25 protein-coding genes and 1 pseudogene are annotated in these 24,796 nt (G+C 73.1%); 10 read left to right on the top strand and 16 right to left on the bottom strand.

Features of this window, described 5'->3' with window-relative positions; all coding sequences use genetic code 11:
• Positions 1-73: 73 nt before the first annotated feature.
• Complete coding sequence (locus V7E45_RS04035; RefSeq protein WP_333772661.1) at positions 74-790, top strand: MBL fold metallo-hydrolase; 717 nt, start codon at positions 74-76, stop codon at positions 788-790.
• A 69-nt stretch (positions 791-859) separates the two neighbouring features.
• On the opposite strand, the gene V7E45_RS04030 is transcribed toward V7E45_RS04035, so the two are convergent.
• The 3 genes from V7E45_RS04030 to V7E45_RS04020 form a co-directional block, all read right to left on the bottom strand.
• Positions 860-1,915 carry an NUDIX hydrolase gene (locus V7E45_RS04030; RefSeq protein ID WP_333772660.1) on the bottom strand — a complete coding sequence of 352 codons (1,056 nt, stop codon included), beginning with the start codon at positions 1,913-1,915 and terminating at the stop codon, positions 860-862.
• Between the two features lie 135 nt (positions 1,916-2,050).
• Positions 2,051-2,242, bottom strand: coding sequence for a hypothetical protein (locus tag V7E45_RS04025; RefSeq protein WP_333772659.1), 192 nt, complete (start codon positions 2,240-2,242; stop codon positions 2,051-2,053).
• 182 nt (positions 2,243-2,424) lie between these two features.
• On the bottom strand, positions 2,425-3,378 hold the full coding sequence (locus tag V7E45_RS04020; protein ID WP_333772658.1) for an ROK family protein: 954 nt from the start codon (positions 3,376-3,378) through the stop codon (positions 2,425-2,427).
• A gap of 207 nt (positions 3,379-3,585) precedes the next feature.
• On the opposite strand from V7E45_RS04020, the gene V7E45_RS04015 reads away from it, so the two are divergent.
• Positions 3,586-4,635: a LacI family DNA-binding transcriptional regulator gene (locus tag V7E45_RS04015; RefSeq protein WP_333772657.1), complete on the top strand. Its 1,050-nt coding sequence runs from the start codon at positions 3,586-3,588 to the stop codon at positions 4,633-4,635.
• 1 nt (position 4,636) lies between these two features.
• Positions 4,637-5,401 (top strand): hypothetical protein, encoded by a 765-nt coding sequence (locus tag V7E45_RS04010; protein WP_443055929.1) that lies wholly within the window; start codon positions 4,637-4,639, stop codon positions 5,399-5,401.
• A 658-nt stretch (positions 5,402-6,059) separates the two neighbouring features.
• On the opposite strand, the gene V7E45_RS04005 is transcribed toward V7E45_RS04010, so the two are convergent.
• From V7E45_RS04005 to V7E45_RS03985, 5 genes are all read right to left on the bottom strand, one after another.
• Positions 6,060-7,358, bottom strand: coding sequence for a DUF6986 family protein (locus V7E45_RS04005; protein WP_333772655.1), 1,299 nt, complete (start codon positions 7,356-7,358; stop codon positions 6,060-6,062).
• Positions 7,359-7,542: 184 nt separating this feature from the next.
• Positions 7,543-8,505, bottom strand: coding sequence for an electron transfer flavoprotein subunit alpha/FixB family protein (locus V7E45_RS04000; protein WP_333772654.1), 963 nt, complete (start codon positions 8,503-8,505; stop codon positions 7,543-7,545).
• Between the two features lie 53 nt (positions 8,506-8,558).
• Positions 8,559-9,344 (bottom strand): electron transfer flavoprotein subunit beta/FixA family protein, encoded by a 786-nt coding sequence (locus tag V7E45_RS03995; protein WP_333772653.1) that lies wholly within the window; start codon positions 9,342-9,344, stop codon positions 8,559-8,561.
• Positions 9,345-9,562: 218 nt separating this feature from the next.
• The gene (locus tag V7E45_RS03990) at positions 9,563-10,072 is read right to left on the bottom strand and encodes a flavin reductase family protein (RefSeq protein ID WP_333772652.1); all 510 of its coding nucleotides are present in this window, start codon (positions 10,070-10,072) and stop codon (positions 9,563-9,565) included.
• 208 nt (positions 10,073-10,280) lie between these two features.
• Positions 10,281-10,664 (bottom strand): TlpA family protein disulfide reductase, encoded by a 384-nt coding sequence (locus V7E45_RS03985; protein WP_333772651.1) that lies wholly within the window; start codon positions 10,662-10,664, stop codon positions 10,281-10,283.
• A 275-nt stretch (positions 10,665-10,939) separates the two neighbouring features.
• On the opposite strand from V7E45_RS03985, the gene V7E45_RS03980 reads away from it, so the two are divergent.
• Positions 10,940-11,668 carry a lysophospholipid acyltransferase family protein gene (locus V7E45_RS03980; protein WP_333772650.1) on the top strand — a complete coding sequence of 243 codons (729 nt, stop codon included), beginning with the start codon at positions 10,940-10,942 and terminating at the stop codon, positions 11,666-11,668.
• 547 nt (positions 11,669-12,215) lie between these two features.
• Here the strand turns inward: V7E45_RS03980 and V7E45_RS03975 are convergent.
• The 4 genes from V7E45_RS03975 to V7E45_RS03960 form a co-directional block, all read right to left on the bottom strand.
• Positions 12,216-12,809 (bottom strand): transglutaminase domain-containing protein, encoded by a 594-nt coding sequence (locus tag V7E45_RS03975; protein WP_333772649.1) that lies wholly within the window; start codon positions 12,807-12,809, stop codon positions 12,216-12,218.
• Positions 12,810-12,887: 78 nt separating this feature from the next.
• Complete coding sequence (locus V7E45_RS03970) at positions 12,888-13,958, bottom strand: threonine aldolase family protein (RefSeq protein ID WP_333772648.1); 1,071 nt, start codon at positions 13,956-13,958, stop codon at positions 12,888-12,890.
• Entirely contained in the window at positions 13,955-14,710 is a 756-nt protein-coding gene (locus V7E45_RS03965) for an SDR family oxidoreductase (RefSeq protein ID WP_333772647.1), read from the bottom strand. The genes V7E45_RS03970 and V7E45_RS03965 overlap by 4 nt, the downstream gene beginning before the upstream one ends.
• 38 nt (positions 14,711-14,748) lie before the next feature.
• A complete protein-coding gene (locus tag V7E45_RS03960; protein WP_333772646.1) occupies positions 14,749-16,146 on the bottom strand; it encodes a DUF6421 family protein in 1,398 nt (465 codons plus the stop codon).
• A 404-nt stretch (positions 16,147-16,550) separates the two neighbouring features.
• Here V7E45_RS03960 and V7E45_RS03955 point away from each other — a divergent pair, with 404 nt between their 5' ends.
• Positions 16,551-17,234, top strand: coding sequence for a glycerophosphodiester phosphodiesterase (locus tag V7E45_RS03955; protein WP_333772645.1), 684 nt, complete (start codon positions 16,551-16,553; stop codon positions 17,232-17,234).
• Between the two features lie 36 nt (positions 17,235-17,270).
• Here the strand turns inward: V7E45_RS03955 and V7E45_RS03950 are convergent, their stop codons facing one another.
• On the bottom strand, positions 17,271-17,807 hold the full coding sequence (locus V7E45_RS03950; protein ID WP_333772644.1) for a GNAT family N-acetyltransferase: 537 nt from the start codon (positions 17,805-17,807) through the stop codon (positions 17,271-17,273).
• Positions 17,808-17,878: 71 nt separating this feature from the next.
• Between V7E45_RS03950 and V7E45_RS03945 the strand changes: the two genes are divergently transcribed.
• Both V7E45_RS03945 and V7E45_RS03940 read left to right on the top strand, forming a co-directional pair.
• On the top strand, positions 17,879-18,271 hold the full coding sequence (locus V7E45_RS03945) for a VOC family protein (protein ID WP_333772643.1): 393 nt from the start codon (positions 17,879-17,881) through the stop codon (positions 18,269-18,271).
• 131 nt (positions 18,272-18,402) lie between these two features.
• The gene (locus V7E45_RS03940; protein WP_333772642.1) at positions 18,403-19,167 is read left to right on the top strand and encodes a VOC family protein; all 765 of its coding nucleotides are present in this window, start codon (positions 18,403-18,405) and stop codon (positions 19,165-19,167) included.
• Between the two features lie 278 nt (positions 19,168-19,445).
• Here V7E45_RS03940 and V7E45_RS03935 read toward each other — a convergent pair whose 3' ends face one another.
• A complete protein-coding gene (locus V7E45_RS03935; protein WP_333772641.1) occupies positions 19,446-20,048 on the bottom strand; it encodes a MarR family winged helix-turn-helix transcriptional regulator in 603 nt (200 codons plus the stop codon).
• Entirely contained in the window at positions 20,045-21,709 is a 1,665-nt protein-coding gene (locus V7E45_RS03930; RefSeq protein ID WP_333772640.1) for an FUSC family protein, read from the bottom strand. Before V7E45_RS03930 ends, V7E45_RS03935 begins: the two co-directional genes overlap by 4 nt.
• Positions 21,710-21,871: 162 nt before the next feature.
• On the opposite strand from V7E45_RS03930, the gene V7E45_RS03925 reads away from it, so the two are divergent.
• The 3 genes from V7E45_RS03925 to V7E45_RS03915 all read left to right on the top strand — a co-directional run bounded on the left by V7E45_RS03925 (position 21,872) and on the right by V7E45_RS03915 (position 24,444).
• Positions 21,872-22,474 (top strand): DUF5134 domain-containing protein, encoded by a 603-nt coding sequence (locus V7E45_RS03925; RefSeq protein ID WP_333772639.1) that lies wholly within the window; start codon positions 21,872-21,874, stop codon positions 22,472-22,474.
• Between the two features lie 127 nt (positions 22,475-22,601).
• Positions 22,602-23,537: a M56 family metallopeptidase gene (locus tag V7E45_RS03920; protein WP_333772638.1), complete on the top strand. Its 936-nt coding sequence runs from the start codon at positions 22,602-22,604 to the stop codon at positions 23,535-23,537.
• A gap of 217 nt (positions 23,538-23,754) precedes the next feature.
• Complete coding sequence (locus V7E45_RS03915; RefSeq protein ID WP_333772637.1) at positions 23,755-24,444, top strand: HAD family hydrolase; 690 nt, start codon at positions 23,755-23,757, stop codon at positions 24,442-24,444.
• An 88-nt stretch (positions 24,445-24,532) separates the two neighbouring features.
• Here V7E45_RS03915 and V7E45_RS03910 read toward each other — a convergent pair.
• Positions 24,533-24,724, bottom strand: a pseudogene (locus V7E45_RS03910) (DUF2630 family protein); the annotation flags it as partial.
• Positions 24,725-24,796: the final 72 nt, after the last annotated feature.

Raw genomic sequence — 24,796 nt, 5'->3', positions numbered from 1 at the left:
CGGTGCGGCGAGAGCGCGTGCCGGGCGTCGCACGGCAGAGGACCACTTTCGCAACAGGCCCTAGCGTCGGCGTATGGACGTCGTCGAACTGCTCCCCCGCCTCCACCTGCTGCGCTTTCCCGTCGGCCAGGCCTACCTCTGGCACGACGGCGCCGAGTCGACCCTGATCGACGCGGGCGCCGTCGGGGCGGGGCGGGCGATCGCCGAGGCGCTCACGGCGCTCGGCCGCGCACCCGGGGACGTGCGGCGGATCGTGCTGACCCACTTCCACGAGGACCACGCGGGCGGAGCGGGTGAGTTCGCCGCCCTCAGCGGCGCCGAGGTGCTGGCCCACCGGCTGGACGCGCCGTTCGTACGGGGGGAACGCCCGGGCCCGGCCCCGCGGTTCGAGGACTGGGAGCTGCCTCTCCACGCGGCGGCCGCCGCACACCTTCCGCCCGGCGAGCCGGTGCGCCCGCCGGACGTCACGGAGGTGTCCGACGGTGACGTGCTCGACTTCGGCGGCGGCGCCCGGGTGGTGCACGTCCCCGGGCACACGGACGGCAGCATCGCCCTGTTCCTCCCCGCCGAGGGCGTGCTGTTCACGGGCGACACGGTGGCCGCATCACCGATCGACGGGACGGTGCTCCCGGGCGTGTTCAACCTCGACCGGCCCCGACTGCTGACCGGCTTCCACCGGTTGGCCGCCCTGGACACGGAAGTGGCGTGCTTCGGCCGCGGGGACCCCGTGCTCGGCGGAGCGTCGGCGGCACTGCGGCAAGCGGCGGACCGCCACCCGGCCGCCGGGTGATCACGCGGCGTCCGGCCGGTGCGGCCGGGGGCGCGCTTGCCGACCCGACCCTCGATCACCGCTGCCTCGTCAGGCCGGCCGGCCCGTGACCGGTATGCCGGCCTCCAGGTACAGCGCGGCGCCGCGCTCGCGGGCCTTGAGGGCCCAGCGCAGGCGCTCGTAGCGGACCGGCGGCAGCATGTCGGCCGCCTCCCGCTCGCTCGCGAACCGCCACTGCCGCAGTTCCGGTCCCGGCAGCAGCACCCGGGCGGCCTCCGTCGAGTCCAGCCGGCCGCCGTCGAAGATCAGGCGCAGTCCGCCGAAGCCGGGGGGAACCGGCCGCTCCCAGTCCACGACGAGCAGCCGGGGCACCTCGCTCAGGTGTATGCCGGTCTCCTCGGCGACCTCGCGCACCCCGGCCCGGGCGGGGGCCTCGCCCCGCTCGACCACACCGCCGGGGAACTCCCAGCCGGGCTTGTAGGTGGGGTCGACCAGCAGGACCCGGTCCTGCTCGTCGAAGAGGAGCACTCCGGCCGCCAGCGTCTCGGCGGTGGGCTCCGGCGTCTGCACGATGTCGCACGGGGGGACGGCCCCGCTGCCGACGGCTTCGGCGACACGGGCGGCGGTCTCGTACGGGGTGAGCGCGCCGTTGTCGATCAGGTGGGCGTCCGCGGTGAGCCAGGAGGCCAGGGCGGCCCGGTAGGGCTCGATCCGGTCGTACGCCCACTGCCGTACCCGCATCTCGCCGTCCGGCACGTCGGGCGGGATCTCCCGCCCGGCTATCCGTTCCCGCAGGATCGTTTCCGCCGGGGCGAGCAGCACATGCCGAACGGGGATCCGACGGGCGGCGAGGCCACCGAAGATCTCGTCGCGGTACTCCTGGCGGAGCAGGGTCATGGGGACGACGAGGGTCCCGCCCAGCTCGGCGAGCATCGCGGCCGCCGTGTCGATCACGAGTCGGCGCCAGATCGGCAGGTCCTGGAAGTCACCGGCCTCGGCGAGGCGCTTGGGCGGCAGCAGGTGCGAGAGCGCTCCACCGATGACCTCGGGGTCGAAGAGCGTGCTGTTCGGGATCAGTTCGATCAGTTCCCGTGCGGTGGTGGTCTTCCCCGCACCGAACGCGCCGTTGATCCAGACGACGGTCACGGACTCCCCCTCTTCTGTTGGCCCCCTGTGGCTTGCCCGCTCCACCCTGCCACGGAAACCACGTCCAGTTGAGGGCGCCCGCACGGCCGTGCCGGCGTCCCCGGGCGACGGGGCGACCGGCACGGCCGCTCGGGGCTACTCCTGGCCCAGCGCGTTCTCGTCCACGGCGAAGCTGTCCTGGCTGACCAGGTGGTCGACGTTGTCGATGGTGCCGGAGACGTTGAGGTCCTGCAGGGGGCCCTTGTCCGTGGCGTGGGACGGGGTGACGGCCGCCACGACGAATCCGGTGGCGAGGGTGGCGAGGGCGAGCATGCTGCGCTTCTTCATGCCCGGCTCAACTGCGCAACCGCCCCGGAGTCACGCGCGGAACCGCGATTCGGCCCCACCGGCGGACGGGGCCGCGCCCCGCGGGCCGACCGGACCGTGCCGCGGGCTGACCGGTACCGCCGGCCGTGGAGCTGCTGAAACGATTCTGAGGGACCCCCGAGCGCCCGCCCCGGCTCAGGCCCTCAGACGCCGGCCGTGGTCGCGTCGCTCGTCCGGGCCAGCGCGGCCGCTGCGGCGCCGACCAGTCCGGCGTCCGTGCCCATCTGCGCGGGCACCACGGTCAGCCGCTTGACGAAGGAGAGGGTCGCGTAGTCGGCGAGGGCCTTGCGCAGGGGGGTGAGGAGGATGTCACCGGCCTTGCCCACGCCGCCGCCGATCACGGCGATGTCGATCTCCACCAGGGTCGCCGTGGCGGCGATCCCGGCGGCCAGGGCCCGCGCGGCCCGCTCGAAGGAGGCCACGGCGACCGGGTCGCCCTCGCGGGCGGCGGCCGCGACCGCCGCGGCCGAGGTGTCGCCGTCCGGGCCCGGCCGCCAACCGCGCTCCAGGGCGCGGCGGGCGATGTTGGGCCCGCTGGCGATGCGCTCGACGCAGCCGCGCGAGCCGCACGGGCAGGGGTCGCCGTCGAGGTCGACGCTGATGTGCCCGATGTGCCCGGCGTTGCCGGTCGGGCCGGGGTGCAGTCGGCCGCCGAGGACCAGGCCGCCGCCGACGCCCGTCGAGACCACCATGCACAGCGCGTTGTCGTGCCCCCGGGCGGCGCCCTGCCAGTGCTCGGCCGCGGTGATGGCGACGCCGTCGCCGATCAGCTCGACCGGCAGGCCGCCGGTGGCCGCGCACACCCGCTCGACCAGCGGGAAGTCGCGCCAGCCCGGCACGTTGACGGGGCTGACGGTGCCCGCGGAGGCGTCCACCGGGCCCGCGCTGCCGATGCCGACCGAACCGGCGCGTCCCCACAGGGGCGATCCGGCGAGGTCGCCGAGCACCCCCTCGACGGCCCGCATGACCGTTTCGCCGTCCTGTCGCGCGGGCGTCGCACGCTGGGCGCGGGCCTGGATCCGTCCGTGAGCGTCCACCAGCGCACCGGCGATCTTGGTGCCGCCGATGTCCAGGGCCGCCACTAGGTCGGTGTGCATCAGAGTCAGTTCTCCCCGTCGAACCTTGAGAATCAGAAGAAAAGCAGGCCGGTCGAGCGGTGGGGGCGCGGGCCGGAGACAGCGATGGACAGTCTCTCGCGCATCTGACAACGTTGTCCAGGCTCTATGCTCGACGCCACATCCTCATACAACCTGATGGATCGCCGCACCCCCTAGTGGACAACACGGACGACAGGACAGCGCATCGTGCCCGAGACCACCCGCCGCGCAGCACAGCTCACCGGGAACCGTTACGGCAACCGCCCGACCATGAAGGACGTGGCGGCCCGGGCGGGGGTGGGCCTGAAGACGGTGTCCCGCGTGGTCAACGGCGAGCCCGGGGTCACCCCGGACACCGAGCGGCGCGTCCAGGAGGCGATCGACGCGCTCGGCTTCCGCCGCAACGACAGCGCGCGGGTGCTGCGCAAGGGCCGTACGGCCAGCATCGGCCTGGTCCTCGAGGACCTCGCGGACCCCTTCTACGGGCCGCTGAGCCGCGCGGTCGAGGAGGTGGCCCGCGCCCACGGCGCCCTGCTGATCAACGGTTCGAGCGCCGAGGACCCGGACCGTGAGCAGGAGCTGGCGCTGGCCCTGTGCGCCCGGCGGGTGGACGGCCTGGTGGTGATCCCGGCCGGCGACGACCACCGCTACCTGGAGCCGGAGATCCGGGCGGGCGTGGCCACGGTGTTCGTGGACCGGCCCGCCGGGAAGATCGACGCCGACGTCGTCCTGTCCGACAACCACGGCGGCGCCCGCGACGGCGTGGCCCATCTGATCGCGCACGGGCACCGCCGGATCGGGTTCATCGGGGACATGCCGCGCATCCACACCGCCGCCGAGCGGCTGCGTGGCTACCGGGCCGCCATGGAGGACGCCGGGATAGCGGTCGAGGAGCAGTGGATGTCCCTCGGCGCGACGGACCCGGAGCGGGTGCGCCGGGCGGCCGAGGAGATGCTGTCGGGCCCGTCGCCCGTCACGGCGATCTTCACGGGCAACAACCGGGTGACGGTCACCGTGGTCCGCGTCCTCGCCGGGCACTCCCGTCCGGTCGCCCTCGTCGGCTTCGACGACATCGAGCTGGCCGATCTGCTCCGGCCGGGGGTGACGGTCGTCGCGCAGGACGCGGCGGCGCTCGGCCGGACCGCCGCCGAACGTCTCTTCCGCCAGCTGGACGGCAGCCTCGTCGCTCCCGAGCGCATCGAGCTGCCGACCCGCCTGATCACCCGCGGTTCCGGCGAGCTGCCGCCGGCCGGCTGAGCTGCCCGTGACCGGCCGCACGCTGGAGGAACTGGGCCTCGCCGAGGCGCCGCGTGAGCATCCGCTGCGCTATCCGGGCGTCTGGCCCGCCGAGTCCGGGCTGCTGCACGGCGACCGCATGTTCCCGCTGGAACGCCTGGTGTACGACGACCGGGTGCCGGTGCTGACGGTCGGGTCCAACGCCAGTCCCGCCCAACTGCGTTACAAGATGACGGAGTTCGGGATCGCCGCCCCGGTGCCGATGGTGCGGGCCCGGGTGCGCGGGATCGAGGTGGGCGTCTCTGCACACGTCAGCCGCGCGGGCTACGTCTCGGCCTCGCCGGTCAAGGCGCCGTCGGCGGCACGTGAGTTGTTCGTCATCTGGCTGGACCCGCGGCAGCTGACGGCGATCGACGCCAGTGAGGGCGTGCCGCTGCCCGACGGCAACTTCCGCCGCGCCTGGCTGCCCGCACCGGAGGTGCGCATCGAGCTGCCGGACGGCCATGTGCTGCCCGGCGCCCATGCGTACGTCAACCGGCACGGGGTGCTGCACGACGGTGCCCGCACACCGCGCCGCCACCCCGGCGACCAGCACACACTCCTCACCGACCTGCTGGTGGAGTCGGCCGCGCTGCGGGAACTGCTGGGAGTCACGCCGGAGGAGTTCAGCGCACGGGCCCGGGCGGACGCGACCCTCTGCGCCGTGGCCACCCGGCTGTTCGCCGAGCACCAGTGGGTGACGAGGTCCGGCCTCGAACCGTACGTCGCCGGGTCGACGCCGGGGTAGTCCCGCGTTCCGGACACACGCCGCGGGCAGGCGGCACCCTGAAGCCCTCGGGCCCCTGACGGCCGCGGCACTGCCGACCGGGCGACCGGACACCCCCCGCGGCACCCCGAACCCCCTGCCGCAGGCAGGCAGCCCCCGGGAATCCACAGGGCCCCACCGGCCACAGCGCCGCCGCCCAGCCGGCAGGTCAGGCCACCACAGCCCTCACAACCCGGCCCCCACAGACGGCACCCCGCACCCCTCGGGGCCCTGGCCGCCACGGCGCCGCCGACCAGGCGGCCGGACAAGCCCGGCAGCCGGGGCCCGGCCTCGGGCAGGCCGGGCCCGGAGGGTGAACTCACGTGAGCACGAGCGCCGCCCAACCGGCGGCCCGGGGCCCCGCCGGGCGCGGCCTACGAGAGCCGCCGTCCGCGCATCGACTTCCCCGAGCAGGCGGCCGCCGAGGACCATGGCGGTGGCGTGTCGCTCACCCGGCGGCGGAGAAGCCCCCCACGCGGCCACGACGCCCGGCCCCGCGCGGCCCGGGCACCCGGCCCGGGCCGCCCGATGCCCGGAGGGTCGGCTCGCCCGAGGACGACCGCCGCTCTGTCGGCGGCCGGGCAAGGGCCCCGGCCGAGCGGGACTCCGCCCGGTGCAGCGACTCCGCCGGGGACGGCCCCTACTTGCCGGAAACCGTCAGATCACCACGCCGAGGGGCCGCGAAGCCCTCCAGGTCGGCTCGGGTCAGGCCGGTGAGGCGGGCGACCTCGGCGATGTCGAGGGCGCCGCAGTCCAGGCCGCGCAGCAGGTAGCCGCTGAGGGCCTTGGCGGTGGCGGGCTCGTCCATGACGTCGCCGCCGGTGCGGTTGGCATAGCGGGCGAGCCGGGCCGCCGCCTGCTCGAAGCCCTCGCGGTAGAAGGCGAAGACAGCGGCGTAGCGGGTCGGGAGGTGGCCGGGGTGCATGTCCCAGCCCTGGTAGTAGGCGCGGGACAGGGCGCGGCGGGTGAGGCCGTAGTGCAGCCGCCAGGCGTCGTGGACCTTCGCGGTGGGGCCGACGGGGAGGACATTGGTCGAGCCGTCCGAGACGCGGACGCCGGTGCCCGCCGCGGCGACCTGCATGACGGCCTTGGCGTGGTCGGCAGCGGGGTGGTCGCTGGCCTGGTAGGCGGCGGAGACGCCGAGGCAGGCGCTGTAGTCGAAGGTGCCGTAGTGGAGACCGGTGGCGCGCCCCTCGGCGGCCTGGATCATGCGGGCGACGGTGGCGGTGCCGTCGGTGGCCAGGATGGACTGGCTGGTCTCGATCTGGATCTCGAAGCCCAGCCGGCCCGGCTCCAGGCCGTGAACCTTCTCGAAGGCCTCCAGCAGCCGTGCGAACGCCGTGACCTGTTCGGGGTACGTCACCTTCGGCAGGGTGAGTACCAGGCCGTCGGGCAGGCCGCCCGCATTGATCAGTCCGGTCAGGAAGACGTCGAGGGTGCGGATGCCCCGGTCGCGGACCGCCGCCTCCATGCACTTCGTGCGGATGCCCATGTACGGGGCGGCCGTCCCGTCCCGGTACGCCTCGGCGATCAGACGGGCCGCGCGGGCGGCCGCCGCGTCCTCCTCGGCGTCCGGGCGGGGGCCGTAGCCGTCCTCGAAGTCGACGCGCAGGTCCTCGATCGGCTCGCGCTCCAGCTTGGCGCGGACGCGGGAGTGGACGGGCTCGGCGAGCTCGTCGGAGAGGCCGAGGACGGCCGCGAACGCGGCCGCGTCCGGGGCGTGTTCGTCGAGGGCCGCGAGGGCCTGGCCGCCCCAGGACCGGATGGTGTCGGCGGCGAAGGCGTCGCCGGGGACGTACACCGTGTGGACGGGCTGCCGGGAGCCGGGGTCTCCGGGGTAGCGGCGCTCGAGTTCCGCGTCGACCGGCGCGAGGGAGGCGCTGATCTCCTCGCTGACGGCACCCGCGAGGCTCGTCGCCACCTTCTCCTGCTGACCCATCCCACACCCTCCAACTTTCCGCTGTACGGAATCAACAATCCGTAGAATGAAGTTATCTGGGGTGGTTCCCGCGGGTCAACACCCTCCGGGGCGCCGGACGGGTCCGGCCGGGACGCCTCCAGGATGCACCGAGGCCCCCGTGACCGCGCCGGTCACGGGGGCCTGGTACCGCCCAGGGGGAAGATCAGCCCTTGCGGGTCTTGATCTCCTCGGTCAGCTGCGGGACGACGTCGAAGAGGTCGCCGACCACGCCGTAGTCGACCAGATCGAAGATCGGGGCCTCGGCGTCCTTGTTGACCGCCACGATCGTCTTCGAGGTCTGCATGCCGGCGCGGTGCTGGATCGCGCCGGAGATGCCGTTGGCGATGTACAGCTGCGGGGAGACCGACTTGCCGGTCTGGCCGACCTGGTTGGTGTGCGGGTACCAGCCGGCGTCGACGGCGGCACGCGAGGCGCCGACGGCCGCGCCGAGGGAGTCGGCGAGCGCCTCGATGATCGAGAAGTTCTCCGCGCCGTTCACGCCACGGCCACCGGAGACCACGATCGCGGCCTCGGTGAGCTCCGGGCGGCCCGTCGACTCGCGCGGGGTGCGGCCGGTGACCTTGGTGCCGGTCGCCTTGTCCGAGAAGGACACGGACAGGGCCTCGACCGTGCCGGCGGCCGGGGCGGCCTCGACGGCGGCCGAGTTCGGCTTGACCGTGATGACCGGGGTGCCCTTGATGACACGGGACTTGGTGGTGAAGGACGCGGCGAACACCGACTGGGTGGCCACCGGGCCCTCGTCGCCGGCCTCGATGTCGACGGCGTCGGTGATGATGCCGGAGCCGATGCGCAGCGCCAGGCGGGCGGCGATCTCCTTGCCCTCGGCGGAGGACGGGACCAGCACGGCGGCCGGGGAGACGGCCTCGTAGGCGGCCTGCAGCGCGTCCACCTTGGGCACGACCAGGTAGTCGGCGTACTCGGACGCGTCGTGGGTGAGGACCTTGACCGCGCCGTGCTCGGCGAGCGCGGCGGCGGTGTCGGCGGCGCCGTTGCCGAGGGCGACGGCGACGGGCTCGCCGATGCGGCGGGCGAGGGTCAGCAGCTCCAGGGTGGGCTTGCGGACGGCGCCGTCCACGTGGTCGACGTAGACGAGGACTTCAGCCATGGGATTGCTCTCCTGCGAAAAGAAGTTGAGGGGCGGTCAGCGGGAACGGGCCCTTAGATGAACTTCTGGCCCGCGAGGAACTCAGCGAGCTGCTTGCCGCCCTCGCCCTCGTCCTTGACGATGGTGCCGGCCGTGCGGGCCGGACGCTCGTTCGCGGCCTCGACCTTGGTGAACGCACCGTCGAGACCGACCTCCTCGGCCTCGATGTCCAGGTCGGAGAGGTCCCAGGACTCCACCGGCTTCTTCTTGGCCGCCATGATGCCCTTGAAGGACGGGTAGCGGGCCTCGCCCGACTGGTCCGTCACGGAGACGAGGGCCGGGAGCTGCGCCTCGAGCTGCTCGGAGGCGACGTCGCCGTCGCGGCGCCCCTTGACCGTGCCGTCCTCGACGGAGACCTCGGAGAGCAGGGTGACCTGCGGGACGCCCAGCCGCTCCGCGACCAGCGCCGGGACGACGCCCATGGTGCCGTCGGTGGAGGCCATGCCGGAGACGACCAGGTCGAAACCGGCCTTCTCGATGGCCTTGGCCAGCACCAGGGAGGTGCCGATGGCGTCAGTGCCGTGCAGGTCGTCGTCCTCGACGTGGATGGCCTTGTCGGCACCCATGGACAGCGCCTTGCGCAGCGCGTCCTTGGCGTCCTCGGGGCCGATGGTCAGGACGGTGACCTCCGCGTCGTCGGCGTCCTCGGCGATCTGCAGCGCCTGCTCGACCGCGTACTCGTCCAGCTCGGAGAGCAGCCCGTCCACGTCGTCGCGGTCGACGGTCAGGTCATCGGCGAAGTGCCGGTCGCCAGTGGCGTCGGGCACGTACTTCACAGTGACAACGATCCTCAAGCTCACGCCGGCTCTCCTACTGCATCGTCTTTTCCGGGCTGCCTCTTGCAGGCAGCATAGGCGCCTGAAGCGGCCGATCCCGGTCGGGGCGTCCGCGCGCTCCGACCGAAATATTACTCGTCAGTACACCCAGTTCATGCCCGCTAAGCAAGCGCTTTGAACTGTGACCTTCGCAACGCAGCGTAACCGGAATCGGACGACTTCGCAGGTGGGAGGGGGCGTGATCAATCCCGCAGGCCGCTGAACCGGCCCTGGTGGTAGAGGAGGGGCCGGCCGGCTCCGGTGGAGTCGCCGAGGACCACCTCGGCGAGCACGATGCGATGGTCACCGGCCGGGACGCGGCCGACGATCCGGCAGACCAGCCAGGCCAGCACGTCGTCCAGGACGGGTACGCCGTTCGGGCCCTCGCGCCAGGCCGTGGGCGCCCCGAAGCGGTCGGCGCCGCTGCGGGCGAAGGTGGCGGCCAGGTCCCGCTGGTGCTCGCCGAGTATGTGGATGCCGACGTGCTCGGTCTCGGCCACGGCGGGCCAGCTGGAGGCGCCCGTGCCGATGCCGAACGACACGAGCGGGGGCTCGGCCGACACGGAGGTCAGGGAGGTGGCGGTGAAACCGACCGGGCCCCGGGCGCCGGCCGCGGTGATCACGGCGACACCCGCGGCGTGCCGGCGGAAGGTGGAGCGCAGGAGATCGGGGGAGGCGAGCTGGAAGGTGCCGAGATCGGGCGTGGCCGTCATGGAGTTGTCCTTCTGCGAGAGGCGGGGTGCGGGTCCGTGGCTGCTCAACAGCCCGGACAGCGCGCGCTCGCGGTGCGGGCCAGGTCGACGTGGACCCGCCCGAAGAGAAGGAGTCGGGTCGGCATACGGTCAGGCTGACGATAGCGGGCACGTACAGTCAAGTTCGGTCCGGTATCTGGGAGATGCCTCACCGTGACCCCGGGCGCACTCACAGCGCCTCGCCCAGGGCGGCGATGACGTCGGCCTTGCGGGGCTGGCCGGCGGCGCGCCGCACCACCCCGCCGTCCGCGTCCAGGATCAGCACGGTGGGCGTCTTGAGGATGCCCAGCTCGCGCACGAGGTCCAGCCGGGCCTCGGCGTCGATCTCGACGTGGGCCACGCCCGGGACCATCGCCGCGACCTCGCCGAGGACGCGCCGGGTGGCCCGGCAGGGCGCGCAGAAGGCGCTGGAGAACTGCACGAGCGTGGCCCGCTCCCCCAATTCACCGCCCAGTTCGGCCGCTCCGAGCCGCTTGCCGTCGTCCCGCCCGCGCACCCTTGCGCTCCCTTCCCGCCGTTCCCGCGGCGGCGTCCCCGGTGGTTGCCGCGGCAAGTACCGCCCCGCACCACGATTCCGCTCGTCTCGTCCTGCGCACAAGCATGCATCGGCGTGCGGGGATTCCTGCCTCCGGTGATCGCCGGGGGCGGTCGCCGTACGGCGCGGCCGCTCGGGACGTGACGAGGATCTCGCCGCCACGAGGCACCAGGGCTGGCTCCTTGTCCGTTCTTCGGGCACGATCTGCGAGACGCCGTTTACCTACGGCTGCGTAACTTGGCCGCCGGGAGCCCCCTCCTTCCCGGGCAGAGCAGGAAGGGTCCACCCCACCCATGGCAGAGCTGGTCTACCGTCCCGTCATCGGTCTCGCCAGGACGATGTTCAAGGTCTGGGACCTGAAGATCGACTGTCAGGGGTCGGAGAACATCCCCCGCTCGGGCGGCGCCGTTCTGGTGAGCAATCACATCAGCTACCTGGACTTCATCTTCAGCGGCCTGGCGGCCCTGCCGCAGAAGCGCCTGGTGCGCTTCATGGCGAAGGAGTCGGTCTTCCGGCACAAGATCTCCGGTCCGCTGATGCGGGGCATGAAGCACATCCCGGTGGACCGCGCGCAGGGCGAGGCGGCCTACGCGCACGCCCTGGACTCCCTGCGCTCGGGCGAGATCATCGGGGTGTTCCCGGAGGCCACGATCTCGCAGTCCTTCACCCTCAAGAGCTTCAAGTCGGGCGCGGCCCGGCTCGCCCAGGAGGCGGGCGTCCCGCTCGTCCCGATGGCGGTCTGGGGCACCCAGCGACTGTGGACCAAGGGCCGGCCCCGCAACTTCCGGCGCAGCCACACCCCCGTCACGATCCGGGTCGGTGAGCCGGTCGAGGCCCCGCGCGACCAGTACGCGGGGGCCATCACCCGGCGCCTGCGCGAACGCGTCCAGGAGATGCTGGAGGCCGCCCAGCGCGCCTACCCCTCCCGCCCGAAGGGCGCGGAGGAGACCTGGTGGCTCCCGGCCCACCTCGGCGGCACGGCCCCCACGGTGGAGCAACTGCGCGCGGCCGAGGCACACTGAATCAGCGCCCCCGCGCCGAGGCCTGAGACAAGGGCCCGCACGGCGGCCAGGCTCCCTCGTCCGACGCCGGGCCGAAGCCCGACCCGATCGCCCCAGGTCAGCCGCCCAGGCTCAAGCCGTACTGAGGCGACGGCCCGAGCGGAGGGCGATCCGCCACGCCCCGCACCCCCCGGGCCCGGACCGAAGCCCGGCCCGCCCGCACCGGGCCGGCCCCACGCCCAGTCGCGCGAGGCAGCGGACCGCCGCGGAGACCGGCCCCGCCCGGTACGGATCGCCCGGCACCGGGCCTCGGCCCAGCTCGACCACGCCTTGCGGGCCCACCCGCAGTCAAGTCGGCTTCGCCGCGCCCAGGTAGGTGCGGCGTTCAGCACGGCGTACGCGCGACCACGTCGGCGTACCCGCGCGCGGGACGCGTTGCGACACCTGAGACGGCCTACCGCGCGCGGACCGCTTGCCCCGATACCCCGAACGGGCCGTCCCTGCCCGGCACGGCGTGCGGCCCGTCCGCCGAACGCCCGGGACGGCGCCCCGCCGCCGAGCCCGCGCTTCAGAGGGTGTCGGGGAGCGTCCGCCACAGGTGCGGGCGGTCCGGGGCGGCTCGTAGCGCGTCGAGGACGGCGGGGTGCGGGGCGGCGTAGAGGACCGGGTGGTCGGACTCGCCCGCCTCGGGGTCGGGGATCCAGGCCAGCCGCTCGCCGTCCGGGGAGAAGCGCGCGTCCACGCCCGGCTTGTTGCCGCGCGGGTCCTGCCGGTGCCATGCCCCGTGGAAGCGCACGGCGACCAGGCCGTGCAGCACGTGGCCGCTGCCGTCGTCGTGCGTCAGCCGCTGGTAGCACAGCGCCGTGGGGATGTCCTCGGCCCGCAGCAGGGCCGCGAGGGCGTGCGCCTTGGCATGGCAGATGCCGGTGCGCCGCTCCAGCACGTCCGAAGCCCGCCAGGTGACGCGCGGATCACCCGAGTCGGCGGAGTGCGGGATGGTGTCCCGCACGAATTCGTACGCGGCTCGCGCATAGGCATACGAGTCCGCGACCCCCTCGGTCAGCCGTGCGGCCGTCTCCAGCACGACGGGGTGGTGATGGTCGATCACCTCGTCAGCGGCCAGATAGGAGGACAGGTCGGCTGCGTTCTGGATCAGCTGCATGTCCGCAGAGCATAGGAAAGCGGCCACCTGAGCGTCAATGACTTTTCGAGCGACCGCATACCTATGCATCGCTGGGGACTACCGGGCCATCTCTTCCTTGAGCGCGGCCACGAACGTGTCGACGTCCTCCTCCGTGGTGTCGAAGGAGCACATCCAGCGCACGACACCGGCGGCCTCGTCCCAGAAGTAGAACCGGAACCGCTTCTGCAGGCGCTCGCTCACGTCGTGCGGGAGCTTCGCGAAGACGCCGTTGGCCTGCACCGGGTAGAGGACCTCCACTCCGTGCACCGCGCGTACACCCTCGGACAGCCGCTGGGCCATCTCGTTGGCGTGCCGGGCGTTGCGCAGCCACAGGTCCTTCGAGAGCAGGGCCTCCAACTGCACGGACACGAAGCGCATCTTGGAGGCGAGCTGCATCGACATCTTGCGCACGTGCTTCATCCGGCGGACGGCGTCCTGGTTGAGGACCACGACGGCCTCGCCGAACAGGGCGCCGTTCTTCGTCCCGCCGAGCGAGAGGATGTCGACGCCGACCGCGTTGGTGAACGTGCGCATGGGCACGTTCAGGGACGCGGCCGCGTTGGCTATGCGGGAGCCGTCCAGGTGCACCTTCATGCCGTGCGCGTGGGCGTGCTCGCAGATCGCCCGGATCTCCTCCGGCGTGTAGAGGGTGCCGAGCTCCGTGCTCTGGGTGATCGAGACGACCTGGGGCATGGCCCGGTGCTCGTCCTCCCAGCCCCACGCCTGCCGGTCGATCAGCTCGGGCGTGAGCTTGCCGTCGGGCGTGGGCACGGTGAGCAGCTTCAGGCCGGCCATCCGCTCGGGGGCGCCGCCCTCGTCGACGTTGATGTGCGCGCTCTCGGCGCAGATCACCGCACCCCAGCGGTCGGTGACAGCCTGGAGCGCGACCACGTTCGCCCCCGTGCCGTTGAAGACCGGGAAGGCCTCCGCGGTGGAGCCGAAGTGGCTGCGGATGATCTGCTGCAGGTTCTCGGTGTAGTCGTCCTCGCCGTACGCCACCTGGTGGCCGCCGTTCGCCAGGGCGATGGCGGCCAGGATCTCCGGGTGGACCCCGGCGTAGTTGTCACTGGCGAAACCGCGGACCTGCGGGTCGTGGTGACGACGCGCGTCGGTCCTGGCAGGGTTCACGGCTTCTCGGTCAGCCACAGACGGTTTCCGTTCACTTCCGCGGCGGGCTTGCTCCAGACGCCCTCGATGGCCTCGGCCAGGTCCTTGACGTCCGTGAAGCCCGCGAACTTCGCGTTGGGGCGTTCGGCGCGCATGGCGTCGTGCACCAGCGCCTTCACCACAAGGATCGTAGCCGCGGACGTCGGCCCCTCGGCGCCCCCCGCCTTGCGGAAGAAGTCGGCCATGGCGAGCGTCCACGCCTCGGCGGCCGCCTTGGCCGCGGAGTACGCGGCGTTCCCGGCGGTGGGCCTGGAGGCGCCGGACGCGCTGATCAGGACGTAACGGCCCCGGTCGCTGCGCTGGAGCGCCTCGTGGAAGGCGAGGGAGGTGTGCTGCACGGTCTTCACCAGCAGCATCTCCAGGAAGTCCCAGTCGTCGAGGCTGGTCTTCGTGAAGGTCTCGCTGCCGCGCCAGCCGCCGACGAGGTGCACCAGGCCGTCGACCCGGCCGAAGTCCTTCTCGATGTGCGTGGCCCAGTCACGGGTGGACTGCAGGTCGAGCAGGTCGACGGTGTCACCGGTGACGGTGGCTCCGCCGGCGGCGTACCGGGCGGCGTCCACCGCCTCCGAGAGCCGCTGCGGGTCGTTGTCCGCCCCGACTACGGTCGCGCCGGCCTCGGCCAGGCGCAGCAGTGCCGCGCGGCCCGCGGGGCCGCCCGCGCCGGCCACCGCGATCACCGCACCACTGAGAGCCCCGTTCGCCCCGTTCCCCATGGTCTTCCCCTCTGCAGCAGTGTTCTGTACGCGGTCGCTCACGCGGCGATCCGCTCGGCGCTGTCCGCGGTGATGCCCTTGGTGGAGGCGATCACGTTCTTCAGTTTCTTGGACAGTGCCTCAAAGAACATGCTCAGCGGAAACTCGTCCGGAAGCACGTCGTCCACGAGCTTGCGCGGCGGCAGGGTCAGGTCCAGCGCGTCGGGGCCCTTCGCCCACTTCGAGCCCGGGTGCGGGGCGAGGTAGGTGGAGACCAGCTCGTAGCCGGCGAACCAGTGCACCAGCTTGGGACGGTCGATGCCGTCGCGGTAGAGCTTCTCGATCTCGGCGCAGAGCTGGTTGGTGACCTGCGGGGCACGCTCCCAGTCGATCGTGAGCTTGTTGTCGGTCCAGCGGACGACGTCGTGCTTGTGCAGGTAGGCGAAGAGCAGCTGGCCGCCGACGCCGTCGTAGTTGCGGTTGCGGTCGCCGCTGACCGGGAAGCGGAACATGCGGTCGAAGAGCACCGCGTACTGCACGTCACGGGCCTGCGGGACACCGTCGGCGTCCAGCTTCACGGCCTCCTTGAAGGCGGTGAGGTCGCAGCGCAGCTCCTCCAGGCCGTACATCCAGAACGGCTGGCGCTGCTTGATCATGAACGGGTCGAACGGCAGGTCGCCGTGGCTGTGGGTGCGGTCGTGGACCATGTCCCACAGCACGAAGGCCTCTTCGCAGCGCTTCTGGTCGTGGATCATCGCGGCGATGTCCTCGGGCAGTTCGAGGCCCAGGATGTCCACGGCCGCGTCGGTGACCCGGCGGAAGCGCGCGGCCTCGCGGTCGCAGAAGATGCCGCCCCAGGTGAATCGTTCCGGCGCCTCGCGCACGGCGATGGTCTCCGGGAAGAGGACCGCGGAGTGGGTGTCGTACCCGGCCGTGAAGTCCTCGAACTTGATGCCGCAGAACAGCGGGTTGTCGTACCGGGTGCGCTCCAGCTCGGCCAGCCACTCGGGCCAGACCATGCGCAGCACGACCGCCTCCAGGTTGCGGTCCAGGTTGCCGTTCTGCGTGTACATCGGGAAGACGACCAGGTGCTGGAGGCCGTCGGCGCGGCCCGCGGCGGGCTGGAAGGCCAGCAGGGAGTCCAGGAAGTCCGGCACCTCGAAGCCGCCCTCGGCCCAGCGGCGCAGGTCCTTGACGAGGGCCTCGTGGTACACCGCGTCGTGCGGGAGGAGCGGGGAGAGCTGCTCGACCGCCTCGGCGACACGGGACACGGCGGCCTCGGCCGCGGCGCGCTCCGGAGCACCCTCGGCCTCGAAGTCGATCGATCCGTCCTTGGACTGCCATGGCCGGATCTGCTCCACGGCATCCTTGAGCACGGGCCAGGCCGGGTGCTCAACCACCCTGGTCAGCGAAGGAACCTGCTCCTCCGAACCCACCTGCACAAGAATTTCCGTCATGTCCCATCCTTCACGGGAGAACCTCGCGTATGGACACCGTATGCATACCCGGTTTCTCTCAGCAAGAGCCTGCCCCGGAAATTCTTCTGCCGATCCACATGGTCACCGCTGTTTTTCCTGCGGCAAACCGTGACGACGCTCACTTTCGCCTCACTGGGGGGAGCGTCGGGATGCTCGGCGGCGGGATCCGGATCCGGCCGGTCAACACCGGGGGAACTCGCCCACCTCCGGGTGACCGAAGGCCGGGCACGGGCCAGGTTTCGCGCGCGCCGCGCCCCGATGCCTCGCGCAGGTGCGGGTCCATCGTGGGACCAGGCCATTAGGCTGCGAGCCTGCCGCGCGGACGACGACGTCCCGTCTGGTCCGCCGGCGCCGAGCCGCCGTCGACGGAAGCGAGTTGAACCTTGAACTTCCTTACCATCGGTCATCGCGGGGTCATGGGTGTCGAGCCCGAGAACACCCTCCGTTCCTTCGCCGCCGCGCAGCAGGCCGGCCTCGACCTGATCGAACTCGATCTCCATCTGAGCAAGGACGGCGCCCTGGTCGTCATGCACGACGCGGACGTGGACCGGACGACCGACGGCACCGGCCCGATCGCCGAGAAGACCCTCGCGGAGCTGCGCGCCCTCGACGCGGGACGCGGCGAGCGGGTGCCGCTGTTCGAGGAGGTCCTGGACGCGGTGAAGACGCCCTTGCAGGCGGAGATCAAGGACGTGGCGGCCGCCCGTGCGCTGGCGGACGTCATGCGGCGGCGGGACCTGGTCTCCCGGGTGGAGGTCTCCTCGTTCCACGACGAGGCGGTCGCGGAGATCGCCCGGCTGGTGCCGGGCGTGCGCACCGCGCTGATCGCGAGCCGCTACGGCACCGACGTGGTGGAGCGCGCCAAGGCGGTGGGGGCCGCCACCGTCTGCCTCAACATCCGACGGCTGACCCTGGAGGTCGTCGAGCACGCGCGCGCGGCCGACCTGAAGATCATCGGCTGGGTGGTCAACACCCAGGACCACCTGCGGCTCGTCCGCGCGCTCCAACTGGACGGCGCGACCACCGACTACCCGGAGATCAAACGCACCGGCCGCTTCACGGCCTGAGCCGCGCGGGCCGGCGCGCGATCTTCCGCATGAACGTCACACCAGGGACTTGACCAGCAGCTCGAACTGGAGGTCGGCGCGCCGCGGGATGCCGAACCGCTCGTCGCCGTACGGGAAGGGAGTCATCTTTCCCGTACGGCGGTAGCCGCGGCGCTCGTACCAGGCGATCAGGTCGTCCCGCACCGAGATCACCGTCATGTGCATCTCGGTGACGCCCCAGGTCTCACGGGCCCGCCGCTCCGCCTCGGCCATGACGACCTTGCCCAGGCCCGCTCCCTGCAGGGCGGGGCTGACCGCGAACATGCCGAAGTAGGCGTGCTCGCCCCGGTGCTCTATCTGGCAGCAGGCGACGATCATGCCGTCCCGCTCGACGGTCAGCAGCCGGCCGCCGGGCGACTTCACGACCTCGAGGACGCCCTCCGGGTCGGTCCGCTGCCCCTCCAGGATGTCCGCCTCGGTGGTCCACCCGGCCCGGCTCGCTTCGCCCCGGTACGCCGACTCGACCAGCGCGACCAGCGCGTCCACGTCGGCCTCGGTGGCGTCTCGGAAGGTCGGTTGGGTCGTGGTGTCCATGAGGTGCTTCTCCGATCTCGGGCGCGGCTGAGCAAGGGACGAGGGTAACTGTGCCACTAGGCTCCGGATGCATGGTGCACGTACTCAGCAGCCGGACACTTCTGCGTCCCACCGACCCCGAACGCTCCCGCGCCTTCTACGGGGAGCGGCTCGGCCTTCCCGTCTACCGGGAGTTCGGCACGGGTCCCGAGCGCGGGACCGTCTACTTCCTCGGCGGCGGCTTCCTGGAGGTCTCCGGCCGCTCGGACACCCCGCCGTCCCCCGCGGTGAGCCTGTGGCTCCAGGTGCCGGACATGGCCGCCGCCCACGAGGAACTGCTGGACCAGGAGGTCGACATCGTCCGGCCACCGGTCCGGGAGCCGTGGGGCCTGATCGAGATGTGGATCGCCGACCCTGACGGCACCCGGATCGTCCTGGTGGAGATCCCGTCGGACCATCCGCTGCGCTACCGGCCCGGAATCTAGGCCCGGGCGGCGCGGCGGGCTCCGATGGCCGGTGGCCGCGGGCGCGACTAGCGTGCCTGGAGGGGGTCGAGGGGCGCCGTACGGGCGGGTGGTGCGCCGCGGGCGCCTCGGCCGCGCCGGAAGGAGGCCTCATGAAGTTGGACAAGCCGGTGACCGGCGGACCCTGCTGGACCGAGTTGGGGACGGACGACCTGGAGGGGGCGAAGCGCTTCTACGCGGACCTGTTCGGCTGGCGACCGGAGACGGACGAGCGGCCGGAGGCCGGCGGCTACACGGTGGCGCACCTGGGGGACGCGGCGGTCGCCGCACTCAGCCCGCTGTACCAGGAGTCCCAGCCCGTCGCCTGGAACGTGTCCTTCGCCGTGCCGGACGCGGACGACGCCGCACGGCGCGTGACGGAGGCCGGGGGGACGATCGTCGTCGGCCCGTTGGACGTCTTCGACGCGGGCCGGTTCGTCGTCGGCTTCGACCCGACGGGTGCGGCGTTCCAGATGTGGCAGGCGCGGGCGTTCCCGGGCGCCGGGATGTTCAACGCCCCCGGCACGCTCGGCTGGGTGGAGCTGGCCACCCGGGCGACCGAGCGGGCCCGGGACTTCTACACCACGGTCTTCGGCTGGAGCGTCAACGCCTCGCAGTGGTACACGCAATGGGGCATCGAGGGGGCCGACTTCGGCGGTATGGCCGACATGGCCGACCGGTTCCCGCATGAGGTGCCGCCGCACTGGCTGCCCTACTTCGCGGCGGACGACGTGGACGCGGCGGCGGAGGTCGCCCAGCGGGCGGGCGGATCCGTCGTCGTGCCACCCGCGTCCGTCCCGGACGGACCGCGCATCGCGGTACTGCGCGACCCGCAGGGAGCGTCGTTCGGCGTCTACCGGGCCGGCGAGGAGGGCTGAACGGGGCGGTGCGGGGAGGATCCTGTCGGGCGGGTGGACCGTTCAGTCGAGGATCGCGGCGGCAGGCGTCCTGCCCCGTCGGTGCGGCTCGGCGCCGGGCCCCAGGGCCTGTTGCGAAAGTGGCCTCGTCGCCCGGAGGGCGGCCGCGCGGCGTCCGGTGCGTGCTCTCGGCGTGCCGCCCGGAAGTCCTCGTACTGGGCGTACTCGGGCTTTCGGGCGGTGCGGCGAGAGCGCGTGCCGGGCGTCGCACGGCAGAGGACCACTTTCGCGACGGGCCCTTAGGCGCGCAGGGCGCCCATCCGGCCCTCCAGGCGGCTGAGCAGGTCGGCCAGCAGGGTGGCCAGTTCGCCTTGGCCCTCGGGGGCGAGGACGGACAGCACGGCGGTCTCGTAGGAGAGTTGCTCGGGCAGGATGCCGTCGACGAGGTCGCGGCCGGCGTCGGTGAGGCGGACGTGGGCCACACGGCGGTCACGGGTGTCACCACGCCGCTCGACCAGTCCGCGTTCGGTCAGCTGCTTGATCCGCTTGGTGACGGCGGCGCCGGAGGAGAACGTCTCCCTGGCCAGCTCCCCCGGTGTCAGCTCGTGCCCGGTCCGGCGCAGCGCGCCGAGCAGGTCGAACTCCGCGCGGCTGAGCCCGGCCCGGCGCAGCGGGGCGTCCTCGGCCTGCTGGAGGAGGGCGGCACAGCGGTTGATCCGGCCGATGACCTCCATGGGCCCGGTGTCCAGCTCCGGGTGCACGGCCCGCCACTGCCGGACCACGGACGCGACGGTGTCGTGCTGCGCCGCGTCGCTCCCGGCCCCGGCCTCGGGCCGCTCGTCGCGCGCGGCTCCGCCGGTCCCTGTGTCGGTGGCCGTCGGTCGTGCGTTCGTCGCCGTCATGGCCGTGCGTCCTCCGTCGTCCTGCCCGCGTCCTGGTCCCGGGGCGCGAGCCCCTGGCGTCGTACCGTCGCCGCGAGCGTACGGTGTCCGGACTGTTCGGCGAGCACGACCCGCTCCTCGGGCAGCGCACGCTGCCACCACTCGCCGGACGCGGCGTCGGCCGTGGCGCGCAGGTCGGCCAGGGCGGCCGCGAGGGCGCGGCGGGATACCGCGAGGGCCCGGGGCCCCGGGTGCGGCTCGGCGAGCAGGCGGGCGGCGCTCTCCCGGGCGCTCTCCACCGTGGTGAGCGCGTGCTCGATGCGGTCGCCGGCCCGCCGGTTGGTGACGGCCACGGCCGCGACGAAGCCGACCAGCGCGCCGACGAGGGTGTCGGCGACCCGCTCGGTGATCAGCTGCCCGGGGTCCTGGGTGCGCGCGAACTCGGTGATGAGCAGGGCCATGGGCGTCACGCACACGCTGCCGAGCCAGTAGTTGCGGCCGATCAGCGCCTCGGCGCCGAAGTTGAAGGCGAGGCAGCTCAGTACCAGGGCCGCCGGGTGGAGGTGGGTCAGCGGCGCGATCGCGGCGAAGACCAGGACGCCGAGCAGGTTGCCGACGACGCGCTGGACGCCCCGCCGCCAGGTGAGGGTGACGTTGGCCTGGTAGAGGGAGGCCGCGGTGACCAGGGCCCAGTACGGGCGCCCGACGCCGAGGAGCAGGGAGGCGTAGCCGGCGAGGGCGCAGCCGAGCGCGGTGCGCGCGGCGAGGGGCGCGAGCGGGGCGAGCCGCTGCCGGAGCGGGCGGCGCGGGGCGGCCAGTTCGGTGTCCACGCCGAGCAGTTCGTCGGCCGACTCGCGCGCGGAGCCGGCGCTCGGGACGGGACCGGTGCCGCGCAGGTCGCGCGCCCAGGCGCGCAGCCGGTCGGGGTCGGTGTCGGCGGGGGCGGCGAGGGCGACCTCGGCGCGGACCAGGAGTCGTTCGAGGGCGCGCCGGGTGCCGTCGGGGCGGGCGCCGGCGGCCAGCAGGGTTTGCCAGGCGGCGTGGACGGCGGCGGCGCTCGCGGCCCGGGCCCGGGCGTGGCCGTCGGCGGTGCCACGGGTGGCGGCGTAGGCGGCAGCCGTGTTCAGGGCCTGCGCGGTGGCCCGGCGCTCGGGGCCGTGCGGGCGGAGCAGCCCGGGTGCCATGCCGACGAGCCAGGCCCAGACGCCCGCCGCCAGGGCGAGTCCGACGTGGCCGGGGACCTGGCCGAGGCTCTGCGGTGCGAACAGTGCGGCGGAGCTGATGAAGGTGAGGACGACGTTGCCGGGCGGACCGATGCGGGTGGCGTCGCAGGCCGCCTTCTGCGCGGCCGCCATCAGGGCGCCGACGGTGACCAGCACGACCGCGGCGCCGGTGAGCGAGGCGGTGACGAGGGAGACGGCGAGACCGGCGACCATCCCGAGCACCACCCAGGCGAGCGCCCGGGCCCGTGCGACGTAGGGCCGGTTGTGCCCGTAGAGCGCGCACAGCGAGCCCGCCATCGTGTACATGGCCAGGTCGAGCCGGCCGAGCGCCAGCAGGGCGAGGTTGGGCGGAGCGACCGCGGCCACCACGCTGCAGGCGGGCTTGAACCAGATGTCGGAGGGCCGCCCGAGGCGGAGCACACCGGCGAGGGGGAGTCGGAGACGGGTCGCACTGCTCATTCCATCAATTTAGCATATGTTTTATCCGTAAAAGATCTCGCCGCCTCTCGCTCACCTGCTGTGCTCCCTGGAATGCTCCCCGTGTACACCCTTGCGCTCGCGTATGCCCCGCTCCCCCTGGGCATCGCATCCTCGACCGTCCGTCGGGAGGGGGTGGCACGCGTGCACGGTCCGGCCTGGCCGGCCTGGCTGCTGGTCGCGCTGTGCGCGGCGACCGGGGCCTACTGCCTGCTGCGCATGCGCAGCGGGGTGGAGGAACAGCGCAGCGCCGCGGGCGGCGAGGCGCTCATGGGCTTCGGGATGGCCGCGATGGCCGTACCCGCCACGGTGTTCAGCCCCCCGGGGTGGGCGTGGCCCCTGTACGCGGCCGTGTTCGCCGCTGCGGCGCTGCGCGCCGTATGGGCCGCGCGCGCCGGCCCGCACCATCTGCACCACCTGGTGGGGACGGGGGCGATGGTCTACATGTCCCTGACCATGGAGCTCTCCCCCACCGCTCACCACCACGCGCACGCGGCCACGGGAGTGCCGCTCGTGACCGGCGTGCTCCTGATCTACTTCACCGGCTACGTGCTGCTCTCCGGCGCCCGCCTGGTGCCCTGCGCGGTGGCGGCGGGCGGCACGGGGACGGCGGCGGGCGGCACCGGTACGGGCGGCACGGCCGCGGGCGGCACAGCGGCGGTGCGCTGGGGCGACCGACCGGAACTGGCGCGGGCGTGCCGGCTGTCGATGGGGATCGGGATGGTGGCCATGCTGCTGGCCCTGTGAGCCGCCCGGCCGGCCGACCAGGCGCCCGGGGAAAGCGGCAGACAGCAGGCGGCGGCAGCGTTGCCTGCGTCACTTCGGAGCGGGTGACCGTACCCGTGAGCGGTCCGTCGCTCATAGGGTGCTGACCATGATGGTCCCCGTGGCACTGCTGCTGCTCGGCGCCCTGACCGCCGTCGTCGCCCCGCGGCTGCTCGCCCGGGCCGACTGGCCGGACCGGGAACCGGTGGTCGCCCTGTGGGTGTGGCAGTGCGTGGTGGCGGCCGTACTGCTGTGCTGCGCGCTGTCGATGGCACTGAGCGCGGCGGCGGCCTGGCAGGCGGTGCGCGGGCACGTTTTCGGCACCGCTCCGCGCCCGGTGGTGGACGCCTACGCCCTCGGCGCGGCCGGACCCTGGGCGGCGATGACCGCGGTGGCGCTCGCCTGCGGCGGACTGTGGAGCCTGACGATGCTGGTCCGCGAGGTCGTACGAGCCCGGGCACGACGGAATGTGCGGCGCGCCGAACTCCTGGTCCGCGCCCCGCTGCTGCCGGGCGAGCAGCCGACCGGACGGCGGCTGACGGTGCTGGAGGGCGAGCGTTCCGACGCGTGGTGGCTGCCCGGTACGACGCCCCGGCTCGTCATCACGACAGCGGCTCTGCGCCGCCTCAAGGGACGTCAGGTGGACGCGCTGCTCGCCCACGAGCAGGAGCACGACCGGGCACGCCACGACTGGCTGCTGCACTGCTCGGCCGCGCTGGCCGGCGGCTTCCCGCAGGTACGGGTGTTCGCCGCCTTCCGCGACGAGATGCACCGGCTGGTCGAGTTGGCCGCCGACGACACGGCGTCCCGGCACTTCGGCCGGCTGACCACGGCACTGGCACTAGTCGAACTCAATGAGGACCGGGGCGTGTTCGGCCCCTGTCCCGCCCCCGAGGCGCATGTCCCGCGACGCGTGCACCGGTTGCTCACGCCCCCGCACCGCCTCCCGGCCCTGCACCGACTGCGCCTGACGGCCATGGCCACGCTGGTGCCGGTGCTCCCGGTCCTGGTGGCTCTCGTACCGGGCCTCCGCGCCCTGGGCTGACCGCACAGACACCGCCCTGGACCGGCACACGCTGCCCGGCTCGGATGCCTCTCCGACCTGTCATGAAGGGTTTCGCAGCGCTTTCCGGGGTCTGCCCGTGGCTCCGGCTGTCGGCGATCCCGAAACGGCCCTCGCGTGCGGCGGCCGGGTGCGGGCCGATCGCCGGAGGGCCGCAGGTCGGCGGCGCCCACACCCGGGCCCCGGGTAGAGTCCCCGCATGGCTGCCGTGCTCTTCGATTTCTCGGGGACCCTGTTTCGTGTCGAGTCCACCGAATCCTGGCTGCGCGCCGTGCTGGAGGCGGCCGGCCTTACGCTGCCGGAGGATGAACTGGCCGAGAAAGCGCGGGCGTTGGAGGCGGCGGGGGCGCTGGCCGGTGGGGCGGACCCGGTCGAGCTGCCGGAGGACCTCGCCGGGGCGTGGGCGGTGCGGGACAGGAGCGCGGCACTGCACCGGGCCGCCTACACCGCCCTGTCGCGGCGCGTGGCGTTGCCCGACCCGGCGCTGCACGACGCGCTGTACGAGCGCCACATGACCCCCGCCGCCTGGGCGCCGTACCCGGACGCCGCCGACGTGCTGCGCACGCTGCGCGAGCGCGGTACCGGCGTGGGCGTGGTCAGCAACATCGGCTGGGACCTGCGCCCGGTCTTCCGCGAGCACGGTCTCGACGCCTACGTCGACGTCTACACGCTCTCCTACGAACACGGCGTGCAGAAGCCGGACCCACGGCTGTTCTCGGCCGCCTGCGCGGAACTGGGCGCCGATCCGCGGGACGTGGTGATGGTCGGCGACAGCAGGCCCGCGGACGGCGGCGCCGCCGCGCTGGGCTGCCGTGTGCACTTCGTGGACCACCTCCCGGTGGCACAGCGGCCGGACGCGCTGCTGCCGGTGCTGGACATGGTGGCCTGACCGGCGCGGTGGTCCCCGGCCGACCGACGGTGGCTCCGACTCGGCCCCGGCAGTCCTCGGCCTGGCCCCGGCTGCCCCGGTGGTCCTCGACCTGGCCGGACGGCCGCACCCGCGCCTCGTCCGGGTTCTTCCCGAACTCGGCCTTGGCGCGGCGCTGACGCAACAGGTCCCCGCACCGGTCGAGTTCGCGTTCCAACTGCCCGGGCCGCCGTTGTCCGGTGTCGCTGTCGATCTCCCCCGAGGCGACCGCCGCACGAGGCCTGCGCTCGTCCTCGATCATCTCCACTCGAAGGAGGCTGGGACGGGTGTGCGACAGCGGCGGCGCGGCCGCTCCCGAAGCCGCCCGTCTGAG

The sequence above is a fragment of the Streptomyces sp. IBSBF 3136 genome (assembly GCF_036815105.1).
In the GTDB taxonomy this organism is placed as follows: domain Bacteria; phylum Actinomycetota; class Actinomycetes; order Streptomycetales; family Streptomycetaceae; genus Streptomyces.
The sequence above is the reverse complement of the archived record's forward strand: the minus strand, read 5'-3'. Positions and strand labels throughout refer to the sequence as shown.